Source organism: Micromonospora sp. SD12, assembly GCF_052068495.1.
GTDB lineage: Bacteria > Actinomycetota > Actinomycetes > Mycobacteriales > Micromonosporaceae > Micromonospora > Micromonospora echinofusca.
The window spans coordinates 121,689-134,949 of record NZ_JBQHDF010000001.1 but is presented as its reverse complement, the minus strand read 5'-3'; the positions used below and the strand labels follow the sequence as shown (position 1 = coordinate 134,949).

The 13,261-nt window shown below is 71.9% G+C and carries 10 protein-coding genes; 9 read left to right on the top strand and 1 reads right to left on the bottom strand.

What is annotated here, in order from left to right; translation table 11 throughout:
* The first annotated feature begins 52 nt into the window (after positions 1 to 52).
* From ACTMS2_RS00625 to ACTMS2_RS00585, 9 genes are all read left to right on the top strand, one after another.
* On the top strand, positions 53 to 2,566 hold the full coding sequence (locus ACTMS2_RS00625; RefSeq protein WP_358167462.1) for an NADH-quinone oxidoreductase subunit G: 2,514 nt from the start codon (positions 53 to 55) through the stop codon (positions 2,564 to 2,566).
* The gene (gene nuoH, locus ACTMS2_RS00620; RefSeq protein ID WP_089002427.1) at positions 2,563 to 3,918 is read left to right on the top strand and encodes an NADH-quinone oxidoreductase subunit NuoH; all 1,356 of its coding nucleotides are present in this window, start codon (positions 2,563 to 2,565) and stop codon (positions 3,916 to 3,918) included. The genes ACTMS2_RS00625 and nuoH overlap by 4 nt, the downstream gene beginning before the upstream one ends.
* Position 3,919: 1 nt before the next feature.
* Positions 3,920 to 4,561 carry an NADH-quinone oxidoreductase subunit NuoI gene (gene nuoI / locus ACTMS2_RS00615; RefSeq protein ID WP_363892641.1) on the top strand — a complete coding sequence of 214 codons (642 nt, stop codon included), beginning with the start codon at positions 3,920 to 3,922 and terminating at the stop codon, positions 4,559 to 4,561.
* Positions 4,558 to 5,328 carry an NADH-quinone oxidoreductase subunit J gene (locus ACTMS2_RS00610; protein ID WP_441173539.1) on the top strand — a complete coding sequence of 257 codons (771 nt, stop codon included), beginning with the start codon at positions 4,558 to 4,560 and terminating at the stop codon, positions 5,326 to 5,328. The genes nuoI and ACTMS2_RS00610 overlap by 4 nt, the downstream gene beginning before the upstream one ends.
* The gene (nuoK, locus tag ACTMS2_RS00605; RefSeq protein WP_089002424.1) at positions 5,325 to 5,624 is read left to right on the top strand and encodes an NADH-quinone oxidoreductase subunit NuoK; all 300 of its coding nucleotides are present in this window, start codon (positions 5,325 to 5,327) and stop codon (positions 5,622 to 5,624) included. The genes ACTMS2_RS00610 and nuoK overlap by 4 nt, the downstream gene beginning before the upstream one ends.
* An 11-nt stretch (positions 5,625 to 5,635) precedes the next feature.
* Positions 5,636 to 7,597, top strand: a complete 1,962-nt coding sequence (gene nuoL / locus ACTMS2_RS00600; RefSeq protein WP_441173537.1) for an NADH-quinone oxidoreductase subunit L — start codon at positions 5,636 to 5,638, stop codon at positions 7,595 to 7,597.
* A gap of 64 nt (positions 7,598 to 7,661) precedes the next feature.
* The gene (locus ACTMS2_RS00595; RefSeq protein WP_089002423.1) at positions 7,662 to 9,197 is read left to right on the top strand and encodes an NADH-quinone oxidoreductase subunit M; all 1,536 of its coding nucleotides are present in this window, start codon (positions 7,662 to 7,664) and stop codon (positions 9,195 to 9,197) included.
* Positions 9,198 to 9,258: 61 nt separating this feature from the next.
* Positions 9,259 to 10,812: an NADH-quinone oxidoreductase subunit NuoN gene (nuoN, locus tag ACTMS2_RS00590; protein WP_441173536.1), complete on the top strand. Its 1,554-nt coding sequence runs from the start codon at positions 9,259 to 9,261 to the stop codon at positions 10,810 to 10,812.
* A 90-nt stretch (positions 10,813 to 10,902) separates the two neighbouring features.
* Complete coding sequence (locus ACTMS2_RS00585) at positions 10,903 to 11,988, top strand: polyprenyl synthetase family protein (RefSeq protein WP_441173535.1); 1,086 nt, start codon at positions 10,903 to 10,905, stop codon at positions 11,986 to 11,988.
* 71 nt (positions 11,989 to 12,059) lie between these two features.
* On the opposite strand, the gene ACTMS2_RS00580 is transcribed toward ACTMS2_RS00585, so the two are convergent.
* Positions 12,060 to 13,241: an MFS transporter gene (locus tag ACTMS2_RS00580; RefSeq protein ID WP_441173534.1), complete on the bottom strand. Its 1,182-nt coding sequence runs from the start codon at positions 13,239 to 13,241 to the stop codon at positions 12,060 to 12,062.
* Positions 13,242 to 13,261: the final 20 nt, after the last annotated feature.

Below are 13,261 nucleotides of genomic sequence, written 5' to 3'. Positions count from 1 at the left end.
CGCGAGGAGTGAGCGGAGCGAGCCCCGCAGTCGCGAGCGAAAGGCAAGCACTGTGACCGACGTAGCGAAGCAGACCGAGACCGTCACGCTCACCATCGACGGCGTCGAGGTCACCGCCCCCAAGGGGGCGCTGCTGATCCGGGTCGCCGAGCAGTTGGGCACCGAGATCCCCCGGTTCTGCGACCACCCGCTGCTGGCCCCGGCCGGCGCGTGCCGGCAGTGCCTGGTCGAGGTGGAGGGGCAGCGCAAGCCCGTCGCCTCCTGCACCCAGACCGTCGCCGACGGCATGGTGGTGCGTACCCAGCTCACCTCTCCGGTCGCCAAGAAGGCGCAGGAGGGGGTCATGGAGCTGCTGCTGCTCAACCACCCGCTCGACTGCCCGATGTGCGACAAGGGCGGCGAGTGCCCGCTGCAGAACCAGGCGATGTCCACCGGGCGCGCCGACTCGCGGTTCCACGAGCACAAGCGGGAGTACCCGAAGCCGCTGCCGATCAGCACGCAGGTGCTGCTCGACCGCGAGCGCTGCGTGCTCTGCCAGCGCTGCACCCGGTTCTCCGAGGAGATCGCCGGCGACAAGTTCATCGACCTGATGGGCCGGTCGTCCGCCGAGGAGATCAACATCTACCGGGACGAGGACTACGGCGTGGACGTGGGCGCGGGCTGCCCCGGCGCCGACGAGGCCGACTCCGGCGACGTGCCCTTCAACTCGTACTTCTCCGGCAACACGGTGCAGATCTGCCCGGTCGGCGCGCTGACCGGCACCCAGTACCGGTTCCGGGCCCGCCCGTTCGACCTGGTCTCCACCCCCAGCGTCTGCGAGCACTGCTCGGCCGGGTGCGCCCAGCGCACCGACTGGCGGCGGGGCAAGGTGCTGCGCCGGCTGGCCGGCGACGACCCGGCGGTGAACGAGGAGTGGAACTGCGACAAGGGGCGGTGGGGCTTCCAGTACGCCCGCGCCTTCGACCGGCTCACCACCCCGCTGGTCCGCGACCCGCAGACCGGTGAGCTGCGTGAGGCGGCGTGGAGCGAGGCGCTGACCGTCGCCGCCGAGGGCCTGCGCGCCGCGCGCGAAGGTGGACGCGGCACGGCGGTGCTCACCGGCGGCCGGCTGACCGTCGAGGACGCCTACGCGTACGCGAAGTTCGCCCGGGTCGCGCTGAACACCAACGACATCGACTTCCGGGCCCGGCCGGTCTCCCGCGAGGAGACGGACTTCCTGGCCAGCTCGGTCGCCGGGGTCACCGACGTCACGTACGCCGACGTCGAGAAGGCGCCGGCGGTGGTGCTGGTCGGGCTGGAGCCGGAGGAGGAGTGCCCGATCCTCTTCCTGCGGCTGCGCAAGGCGTACCTGAAGAAGAAGCTGACGGTCTACGCGATCGCGCCGTTCGCCACCCGCGGCCTGGAGAAGCTCGGCGCCAAGCTGGCCCGGGTGGTGCCGGGCGAGGAGGCGACCGTGCTCGCCGAGCACGCCACCGTCGCCGAGGCGCTCGGCGCCGAGGGCGCGATCCTGATCGTCGGGGAGCGGCTGGCCAGCGTGCCGGGCGGCCTCTCCGCGGCGGCCGACGTGGCCCGGCGTACCGGTGCGAAGCTGGCCTGGGTGCCGCGGCGCGCGGGTGACCGCGGCGCGGTCGACGCGGGCTGCCTGCCCAACCTGCTGCCCGGTGGCCGCCTGGTCAACGAGCCGGCCGCGCGGGCCGAACTGGGCGAGGCGTGGGACATCCCCGCCGGGGTGATCCCGAGCCAGGCCGGCCGGGACACCGACGGCATCCTCGCCGCCGCCGCCGGCGGTCAGCTCGGCGCGCTGGTGGTGGCCGGGGTCGACCCGGCCGACCTGGCCGACCCGCGGCTGGCCGAGAAGGCCCTGGACGAGGTGCCGTTCCTGGTGAGCCTGGAGCTGCGGATGAGCGCGGTGGCCCGCCGGGCCGACGTCGTCCTCCCCGTGGCGCCGGTGGCCGAGAAGGCCGGCAGCTTCCTGGACTGGGAGGGCCGGCTGCGCACCTTCGAGGCGGTGCTGCACACCGCCGCGATGACCGACGGCCGCGTGCTGGACGCGCTCGCCGCGCAGCTCGACGTGCAGCTCGGCACCGGCGACGTGCTCAGCGTCCGCCGCGAGCTGGGCGCGCTGCCCCGCACCCGTACGGACCGCCCCGCCGCCCCGTCGGTGGAGCCGGCCACGGTGCGGGAGCCGGGGGCCGGTGAGGCGGTGCTCGCCACCTGGCACCAGTTGATCGACCTGGGCAGCCTGACCGACGGCGACGAGTACCTCGCCGGTACCGCCCGCCCGCCCGTGGTCCGGCTGGGCAAGGGCACCGCGGAGGCGCTCGGCGTCGCCGACGGCGACCCGGTGACGGTGGGCACCGACCGCGGCGCGCTGACCCTGCCGGCGGCGATCACCGAGATGCCGGACGGCGTCGTCTGGCTGCCGACCAACTCGCCCGGCTCGACCGTGCGACGCAGCCTCGGCGCGACGTCCGGAGCGCTCGTGCGGATCTCCGCCGCCGCGGTCGCCGCCGACGCGGCGGACCGTCCGGGCCCGCTCCTCAACGCAGGGGGTGTACAGCAGTGAACGCGGTCTACCTGGCCCAGGATCCGACGCTGGCCGACTTCGGCCGGGACCCCTGGTGGCTGGTTCTCGGCAAGATCGTCTTCGCGTTCGTCGTCGCCGTGCTGGCCACGCTGCTCGGCGTCTGGTTCGAGCGCCGGGTCGTGGGCCGCATGGCGGTGCGGCCCGGCCCCAACCAGGCCGGCCCGTTCGGCCTGCTGCAGACCCTCGCCGACGGCCTGAAGCTGGCCTTCAAGGAGGACATCCTCCCGAGGACCGCCGACAAGGTCGTCTACTTCTTCGCACCGGTGATCTCGGTGGTCTGCGCGGTCACCGCGCTGTCGGTGATCCCGTTCGGGCCGATGGTCAGCATCTTCGGGCACCGGACGCCGTTGCAGGTCACCGACGTGTCGGTGGCGGTGCTGGTGGTGCTGGCCTTCTCCTCGCTGGCCGTGTACGGCATCGTGCTCGGCGGCTGGGCCAGCGGCTCGACGTACCCGCTGCTCGGCGGCCTGCGCTCCGCCGCCCAGCTGGTCTCGTACGAGGTCACGATGGGCCTGAGCGTCGTCGCGGTCTTCATGACCGCCGGCACCATGTCGACCAGCGGGATCGTCGCCGCCCAGGGCGACGGCACCCGGCTGAACATCGGGGGCTTCGAGCTTCCGGCCCCCGGCTGGTACGCGATCCTGCTGCTCCCCAGCTTCATCATGTTCTTCATCGCCATCGTCGGTGAGACGAACCGGGCGCCGTTCGACCTGCCCGAGGCGGAGTCGGAGCTGGTGGCGGGCTTCCAGACCGAGTACAGCTCGCTGAAGTTCGCCCTCTTCATGCTCAGCGAGTACGTCGCGATGGTGACGATGTCGGCGTTCACCGTGACGCTCTTCCTCGGTGGCTGGCACGCGCCGTGGCCGATCACCGCATTCTGGGCGGGCGCCAACTCCGGCTGGTGGCCGATGCTGTGGTTCTTCGGCAAGGTCGTCATGCTGGTGTTCGTCTTCGTCTGGCTGCGGGGCACCCTGCCCCGGCTGCGCTACGACCAGTTCATGCGCTTCGGCTGGAAGGTCCTGCTCCCGATCAACCTGGTCTGGATCATGGTCCTGGCCGGCCTGCGCTCGATCGAGGACTGGGACTCGCGCGGCAAGCTGATCGCCGTCGGCATCCCCGCCGGCATCCTGCTGCTCGCCACGCTGCTCTGGCCGAGCCGCAAGCCGCAGCCGAAGCCGACGGTCCAGGAGCAGGTCAACGACCGGCCGCACGGCAGCTTCCCGCTGCCCCCGATGGACCTGCAGGTACCACCGAGCCCGCGCACGAGGCGCGTGGTCGCCGAGCGGGAACCGGCCAACATCGCCGCCGGCCCGGACTCCAGGGAGGTGTGACGTGGGCGCGATCACCGGAACGTTCAAGGGCTTCGGTGTCACCTTCTCGCACATGTTCAAGAAGGTCATCACCACCGACTACCCGTTCAAGCCGCCGGTGTCGGCGCCGCGCTACCACGGGCGGCACATCCTCAACCGGCACCCGGACGGGCTGGAGAAGTGCATCGGCTGCGAGCTGTGCGCCTGGGCCTGCCCGGCCGACGCGATCTACGTCGAGGGCGGCGACAACACCGACGAGCAGCGCTTCTCGCCGGGTGAGCGGTACGCCAGCATCTACCAGATCAACTACGCCCGCTGCATCTTCTGCGGGCTCTGCATCGAGGCCTGCCCGACCCGTTCGCTCACCATGAGCAACGAGTACGAGCTGGCCCGGGACAACCGGCAGGATCTGATCTTCACGAAGGAGCAGCTGCTCGCGCCGCTGCTGCCGGGCATGGAGCAGCCGCCGCACCCGATGCGGCTGGGCGACAGCGAGAAGGACTACTACGTCGGCGCGCTGACCAACCCGGGCACCTCGGCCGGGGCGGAGCACTCGACCAACAACCCGGGCCGGTACCAGGTGGAGGAACACCCCGGGGTGACCTTCCCCGGCGCCGAGCAGCACGCCCAGCGGGCGGCGGCCGCCAAGGGAGACGGAGCATGACCACGCAGACGGTGCTCGCCGCGGCGGGCGGGGTCTCCGGTGGGGAGCAGGTGACCTTCTGGATCCTGGCCCCGCTGGCGCTGATCGGCGCGATCGGCATGGTCGCGGCGCGCAATGCCGTGCACTCGGCCCTGTGGCTGGTGCTGACGATGCTCTGCCTGGGCGTGTTCTACGTGCTCCAGGCCGGGCCGTTCATCGGCATGGTGCAGATCATCGTCTACACCGGCGCCATCATGATGCTGTTCCTCTTCGTGCTGATGCTGGTCGGCCGCGACGCCTCGGATTCGTTGATCGAGACGCTGCGGGGCCAGCGGGTGGCGGCGGTGGTGCTCGGGCTCGGCTTCGCCGGGCTGGTCGGCGGCGGGCTGTGGCGCGCGCTGGAGGGCACCACGGCGGTGGGCCTGGAGCAGGCCAACGCCGAGGGCAACGTGCAGGGCATCGCCCGGCTGCTCTTCACCAAGTACGTCTTCGCCTTCGAGCTGACCTCGGCGCTGCTCATCACGGCCGCGGTCGGCGCGATGGTGCTGGCTCACATCGAGCGGCGCAAGGAAGACAAGCTGGACCAGCCGAGGACGATGCGGGCGCGCTTCGCCCCGGGCAACTACCCGGGCCCGAAGCCCGGCCCGGGTGTCTACGCGACCTCCTCCTCCGTGGCCACCCCGGCCCGCCTGCCGGACGGCCGGCTGACCGACCGGAGCACCCCGGACATCCTGCCGTTGCGCGAGCTGACCGACCAGGAGACCACCCTGAAGGGGACGGACAAATGACCCCCGACTACTACCTGGTGCTGGCCGCGGTGCTGTTCACCATCGGCGCGGTCGGCGTGCTCATCCGGCGCAACGCGATCGTGCTGTTCATGTGCGTCGAGCTGATGCTCAACGCGGCCAACCTGACCCTGGTCACCTTCAGCCGGATCAACGGTGACCTCAACGGACAGATCATGGCGTTCTTCGTGATGGTGGTGGCGGCGGCCGAGGTCGTGGTCGGGCTCGCGATCATCATGGCGATCTTCCGGACCCGGCGCTCCGCGAGCGTCGACGACGCCAACCTGCTGAAGTACTGAGGGGTCCTGCGGTGGGAACGATTCTGACGAACGCCCCGGCTGAGCCGGTGGGCACCGTCGCCTACGCGACGGCGGACGGGCTGCTGGGCAGCGTCTGGCTGCTGGTGGCGATCCCGCTGGTCAGCGCGGTGGTCCTGCTGCTGCTCGGCCGCCGGGCGGACCGCTGGGGGCACTGGCTCGGGGTGGCCGCCATCGGCGCCGCGTTCGTGCTGGGCCTGACCTACTTCCTCCAGCTCCGTGGGCTGGAGAACAAGTCGGTCGAGCTGAGCCTGTGGGACTTCATCACGGTCGGCGACCTGCGGGTGGACTTCGGTCTGCTCTTCGACCCGCTGGCCGCCGTCTTCGTGCTGCTGATCACCGGGGTGGGCTTCCTGATCCACCTCTACGCGGTCGAGTACATGTCGCACGACGCGGGGCGTAGGCGCTTCTTCGCCTACTTCAACCTGTTCGTCGCCGCCATGCTGCTGCTGGTGCTCGGCAACAACTACGTGATGCTCTACTTCGGCTGGGAGGGCGTCGGTCTGGCGTCGTACCTGCTGATCTCCTTCTGGTACGAGCGGCCCAGCGCCGCCACCGCCGGCAAGAAGGCGTTCCTGATGAACCGGGTCGGCGACGCCGGCCTGGCGATCGGCATCTTCATCATGTTCGCCACCCTCGGCACCACCCAGTACGACGAGGTCTTCAACGGGGTCGGTTCGCTGACCGCGACCACGGTGCTGGTGCTCGGCCTGCTGCTGCTGCTCGGCGCGACCGGCAAGTCCGGCCAGTTCCCGCTCCAGGCGTGGCTGCCGGACGCGATGGAGGGCCCGACCCCGGTGTCGGCGCTCATCCACGCCGCCACCATGGTCACCGCCGGCGTGTACCTGATCGCCCGGTCGAACCCGATCTTCTCGGCCAACTCCACGCTCCAGCTCGTCGTGGTGAGCGTCGGCGCGCTGACGCTGCTGATCGGCTGCGTCATCGGCGCGGCCAAGGACGACATCAAGCGGGTGCTGGCCTGGTCGACGGTGAGCCAGATCGGCTACATGTTCCTCGGCGTCGGCCTTGGTGGAGGCGCCTACGCGCTGGCCATCATCCACCTGCTGGCGCACGGCTTCTTCAAGGCCAACATGTTCCTCGGCGCCGGCTCGGTCATGCACGGCATGAAGGACCAGGTCGACATCCGCCGGTTCGGCGGCCTCTCGAAGCACATGAAGATCACCTGGCTGACCTTCGCGGCCGGCTGGCTGGCGATCATCGGCATCCCGCCGCTCTCCGGCTACTTCTCGAAGGAGCCGATCATCGCGAGCGCCTTCGAGCGGGAGGGCTGGACTGCCTGGCTCTTCGGCGGCGCGGCGCTGCTTGGTGCCGGACTGACCGCCTTCTACATGACCCGGCTCTTCGTGCTCACCTTCCACGGGCCGAAGCGCTGGACGGAGGACATCCAGCACCCGCACGAGTCGCCGAAGCTGATGACGATCCCGCTCATCCTCCTGGCGATCGGGTCTGTGGTGGCCGGTGGACTGATGGCCTGGAACGACGGAGTCGCCTCCTGGTTGACGCCCGTGCTCGGGGAGGTGCCCGGCGGCGAGGCGCACGGCGTCCTCTCCCACACGGTGATCACGATCCTGTCGATCCTGATCACCATCCTCGGTGCGGGTCTGGCCTGGTTCCTCTTCCGCAACGGCACGGCCACCGCGCCGCAGCCGGCCGGCGTGCTGGTCACCGCCGCCCGGAAGAACCTCTACACCGACGCGTTCAACGAGGCGGTCTTCGAGAAGCCGGGCATCTTCCTCACCCGGGCGCTGGTCTACCTGGACAACCGGGGCGTCGACGGGCTGGTCAACGGTCTGGCGGCGGGCATCGGGGGTGGCTCGGGCCGGCTCCGGCGGCTCCAGACGGGCTTCGTCCGGTCGTACGCCACCTCGATCCTGACCGGCGCGCTGCTGGTCCTGGCGGCGTTCCTGGCCGTCGAGGCGGGGTGGCTGACGTGATCGACCTCTTCCAGGCGGCCGTCACCGGCGGACCGCGCAGTGACGACGGAGGTAAGGCCGCATAATGTCCGACTTCCCGTTCCTCTCGGTGCTCACCGTGGCACCGCTGGTCGGCGCCCTGGTGGTGGCCTTCCTGCCGCGCAGCCGGCCGGAGCTGGCCAAGCAGGTGGCGCTCGGCTGGTCACTGCTGGTGCTGGCGCTGTCGGTGGTCATGTGGGTGACCTTCAAGGTCGGCGGTGACCGCTTCCAGTTCCGCGAGTCCTACGCGTGGATCCCGAACTGGGGCGTCAACTTCACCTTCGCCGCCGACGGCATCGCGCTGGTGATGCTGATGCTGATCGCGGTGCTCGTACCGCTGGTGATCCTGGCGTCGTGGCACGACGCCGAGTCGTCCAAGCGGTCGGTGCCGGTCTACTTCGCCCTGCTGCTCGTCCTCGAGTGCACGATGATCGGCGTCTTCGCCGCCGCCGACGTCTTCCTGTTCTACGTGTTCTTCGAGGTCATGCTGGTGCCGATGTACTTCCTGATCGGCAGCTACGGCGGCCACCAGCGGCAGTACGCGGCGGTGAAGTTCTTCCTCTACTCGCTGGTCGGCGGCCTGTTCATGCTCGCCGCGGTGATCGGCCTCTGGGTCGTCGGCGGAAAGACCTTCGACTGGCAGGCGCTGTCCCAGGTGGACATCTCCACCGGCACGGAGCGCTGGCTGTTCCTCGGCTTCTTCCTCGCCTTCGCGATCAAGGCGCCGTTCTTCCCGTTCCACACCTGGCTGCCGGACGCCGGCGGCGCGGCCCCGGCGGGGGCGGCGGCGCTGCTCGTCGGCGTGCTCGACAAGGTCGGCACGTTCGGCATCCTGCGCTACTGCCTGCCGCTGTTCCCGGACGCGGCCAAGTGGTTCGCCCCGTGGGCGCTGGCGCTGGGCGTGATCGGCATCATCTACGCCGCGCTGCTGGCGGTCGGCCAGAACGACCTCAAGCGGCTGGTGTCGTACACCTCGATCGCGCACTTCGGCTTCATCGGGGTCGGCATCTTCGCCTTCACCACCCAGGCCGGCACCGGCGCGGTGCTCTACATGGTCAACCACGGCCTGGCCACGGGCCTGCTCTTCCTGGTGGTGGGCATGCTCATCGCCCGGCGGGGCTCGGCGCTGATCAGTGACTTCGGCGGCGCCGGCAAGCTGGTGCCGCTCCTGGCCGGGGTGCTCTTCTTCGCCGGCCTGGCGTCGCTCGCGCTGCCCGGCACCGCGCCGTTCGTCTCCGAGTTCCTGGTGCTGATCGGCACGTTCACGGTGAACAAGCCGGTCGCGGTGATCGCGACGCTCGGCATCATCCTGGCCGCCGCGTACGTGTTGTGGATGGTGCAGCGCACCACCCAGGGCACGCTCAACCCGGCGCTGACCCAGATCGACGGCATGAAGCGCGACCTGAACCTTCGCGAGAAGGTCGTGGTCGCCCCGCTGATCGCGCTGATCGTGCTGCTCGGCTTCTACCCGAAGCCGGTCACCGACGTGATCAACCCGGCCGTGCAGGCGACCATGCAGGACGTCGGCCGAACCGACCCCGCCCCGACCTCGGGCGGCACCGTCCAGGAGGCGGCAAAGTGAGCGCGAGGAGTGAACGAGCGGAGCGAGTGAGCCCCGCAGTCGCGAACGAAAGGTTTGCGCAGTGACTGAGCTCAAGTTGCCCTCGATCGACTACGCGGCGCTCGCGCCCACCCTGATCATGCTGGGCGCCGCGCTGCTGGGCGTGCTGGTCGAGGCGTTCGTGCCCCGCCGGCTCCGGCACGTGGTCCAGCTGTCGCTGGCCCTGCTGGCGGTGCTCGCCGCGCTGACCATGGTGGTGCTCGCGGCCGACGAGCGGAAGATCACCATCGGCGGGGCGATCGCCGTGGACGGGCCGACGCTCTTCCTCCAGGGCGCGATCCTGGTCCTCGCCGCGATGGCGCTGCTGCTCATCGGCGAGCGCTCGGTGGAGCGGGGCGGGGCGTTCGTCGCCCAGGCCGCGGTCACCGCCGAGTCGGCCGACGACCGGCGGCAGGCCGAGGGCAAGAACGGCCTCACCGAGGTCTACCCGCTGACCACGTTCGCGATCGGCGGCATGCTGATCTTCGTGGCGGCGAACGACCTGCTGACCATGTTCATCGCGCTCGAGGTCTTCTCGCTGCCGCTGTACCTGCTCTGCGCCCTGGCCCGCCGCCGGCGGCTGCTGAGCCAGGAGGCCGCGCTGAAGTACTTCATGCTCGGCGCGTACGCCTCGGCCTTCTTCCTGTTCGGCGTGGCCCTGATCTACGGCTTCACGGCGGGCACCCCGGGCCGGCAGGCGGGTGTCGACTTCGCCACCATCGACGCCGCCGTCACGGACTCGCCGGCCAGCCCGGTGCTGCTCTTCGCCGGCATGGCGCTGCTCGCCATCGGCCTGCTCTTCAAGGCCGCCGCCGCCCCCTTCCACGTCTGGACGCCGGACGTCTACCAGGGCGCGCCGACCCCGGTCACCGGCCTCATGGCCGCCTGCACCAAGGTCGCCGCGTTCGGCGCCCTGCTGCGGGTGTTCCACGTCGCCTTCGACGGCGCCCGCTGGGACTTCACCCCGGTCCTCGGCGTGGTGGCGGTGCTGACCATGCTGGTCGGCGCGGTGCTGGCGGTCACGCAGACCGACATCAAGCGGCTGCTGGCGTACTCCTCGATCGCCAACGCCGGCTACCTGCTGGTCGGCGTGCTGGCGCCGGGGGCCGACGGCATCTCCGGGACGATGTTCTACCTGGTGGCGTACGGCTTCTCGGTGCTCGCCGCGTTCGCCGTGGTGACCCTGGTGCGCGACGCGGACGGGGAGGCCACCCACCTGTCCCGCTGGGCCGGGCTGGGCCGGCGCTCGCCGTTCTACGCCGGCATCTTCACCTTCATCCTGCTGGCCTTCGCCGGCATCCCGCTGACGAGCGGCTTCACGAGCAAGTTCGCGGTCTTCGGCCCGGCGCTCGACGGCGGGCAGGCGTGGCTGGTGATCGCCGGCGTGCTGACCAGCATGGTGCTGGCGTTCCCGTACCTGCGGGTCGTGGTGATGATGTGGCTCTCCGAGCCCGGCGAGTCGACGCCGACCGTCGCCGTGCCCGGCGGGCTGACCTCGGCCGCGCTGATGATCGGCGTGCTCGCCACGCTGGTGCTCGGTGTGGCGCCCGCGCCGCTGCTCGACCTGGCCAGCGGCGCCGCCGAATTTGTCAGATGACCGACGCTGACGCCCGCGGGGGCCGGTACGCCACGGCGTGCCGGCCCCCGCGCCGTATCCCCCGTCCCGGGCAGGTCGGAGGGGTGTGGCATGGTTGATGGCGTGGTGAATCCGGCTGGCGAACGTTCAGGTGCCCCCGGGTCCGGCGGCCGTCGGACCAGGGTGAGCACGAGTCAGTTCGGCGCGCTCGGCCTCTATCTCGCCGACCCCCGCGTCGAGGCGTCCGTGCTGGGCCTGCTGGAGGGCGTCGAGACGGAGCTGCGCGCGAGCGTGGCCAGCGCCGACCCGTTCGTGACGGAGGCCGCCCGGCACCTCGTGGAGGCCGGCGGCAAGCGGTTCCGGCCGCTGCTGGTCGCGCTGGGCGCGCAGTTCGGCGACCCGACCAACGCGCAGGTCGTGCCGGCCGCCGTGGTGATGGAGCTCACCCACCTGGCGACGCTCTACCACGACGACGTGATGGACGAGGCCGACGTGCGCCGGGGGGCGCCGAGTGCCAACTCCCGGTGGACCAACTCGGTCGCCATCCTCGTCGGCGACTACCTCTTCGCCCGCGCCGCCGACATCGCCGCCGACCTGGGCATCGAGGCCGTACGCCTCCAGGCGCGCACCTTCGCCCGGCTGGTGCACGGCCAGATCGCCGAGACCGTCGGCCCCCGCCCCGGCGACGACCCGGTGGCCCACTACCTCGACGTGATCGCCGGCAAGACCGGCTCGCTGATCGCCACCTCGGCCCGCTTCGGCGGCATGTTCGGCGGCGCCGCCCCCGAGCACACCGAGGCGCTGGCCGGCTACGGCGAGACGATCGGCGTGGCCTTCCAGCTCTCCGACGACCTGCTCGACATCGCCTCCGAGTCGGTGGAGTCGGGCAAGACGCCCGGCACCGACCTGCGCGAGGGCGTGCCGACCCTGCCGGTGCTCTACGCGCTCGGCTCGGACGACGCCGACGCCGCGTCCGTGCGGCTGCGGGAGATCCTGGCGACGGGCCCGCTGACCGACGACGCCCTGCACGCCGAGGCGCTCGGCCTGCTGCGTGAGAGCCCGGCGCTGAAGCGGGCCCGGGAGACGGTCCGCAGCTACGCCGAGGAGGCCCGGGAGCAGCTCTCGCCGCTCCCGCAGGGCCCGGCCCGCCGCGCCCTCGAATCGCTCTGCGACTACATCGCCGACCGCACCAGCTGACGCGCCGGTCGAGCGGGGCAGACCGGCGTCCGGGTGCGCGTGGTCGTGGGTAGTTCGGCCCGACCCGCCCGCTAGCGGCGGGCGAGCATCCGGCTGCCGGTGAGCATCAGGGCGGCGGCCAGCAGCATCGAGGCGGCGGCCACGAGCCACATCGTCGGATAGCCGGCGTGGGCGGCCACGGCACCCAGGCCGAGCGGGCCGAGGCAGCCGCCCGCGTACACCCCGGTCTGGGTGACCGAGGTGGCGGCGGCCGGGGCCCGCGGGTGCAGCCGGACCACCGCGAAGGTCATCAGGCCCGGCCACGCCCAGCCCAGGCCGAAGCCGAGCAGCACGCCGGCCACCAGCGGCACGGGCCCGGCCACGGCCAGCAGGCCCAGCCCGGCCGCGCCGACCACGAGCATGCCGGCGATGAGGGCGACGTGCCCGGTGGCGCGGCGGTCCGCGAGCCAGCCGACCGTGATCCGGGCCGCTACGCAGACCGCGCTGCCCAGGGTGAGCGTCAGCCCGGCCAGCCCGGGGGACAGCCCCCGGCCGGCGGCGGAGTCGACGACGAAGGTGCCGAGCGCGTTCGCGGCGGCGGCGGCGAAGGTCCCGGCGGCCCCCACGACCACCAGGGCCGCGGTGGCGCGGCCGGCGCGGGCGGGGGCGGCCGTCCGCGCCGGGCGGGGCTCCCGCGCGGGTACGGTCGGCAGCGCGGCCAGGGCCGTGCCGGCGGCCGCCACGAACGCCCAGCGCCAGCCGGCCGTCAGCGCCACGGTCGGCACCGCCGCCCCGGCCAGCAGGGTGGCGACGGGGATGGCGGCCTGCTTCACCCCGAACGACAGGCCCTGCCGGCGGGGCGGCACGTGCCGGGCGAGGGTGGCGTTGCTGGCGAGCTGGCCGAGGGCGTTGGCGGTGCCGGCGAGCGCGAGCAGCCCGAGCAGGACGGCGTACGAGCGGGCGAGCCCCGCCACGGCCAGCAGGCAGGCGGCGGAGAGCAGGATGCCGGCACGGGCCACCACGGTCGACCCGTACCGCTCGGCGAGGACGCCGGAGGGCACGGAGGCCAGCGCGCCCACACCGAAGTAGACCGACACGGCCAGGCCCAGGCCGGCCGGAGAGAATCCGAGGTCCTCGCCCATCTGCACCGCGAGGCCGCCGAGCAGGAAGACCGGCAGGACGCAGGCGATGGTGACCGCGACGGCCCCGGTCACCGCCCGGGCGGGCCGGGGCGGCGCGAGGCCCGGGGGTGGCTGCAACGCGGTGTCGGTCATGGTCCGGCAAACCTACGCGA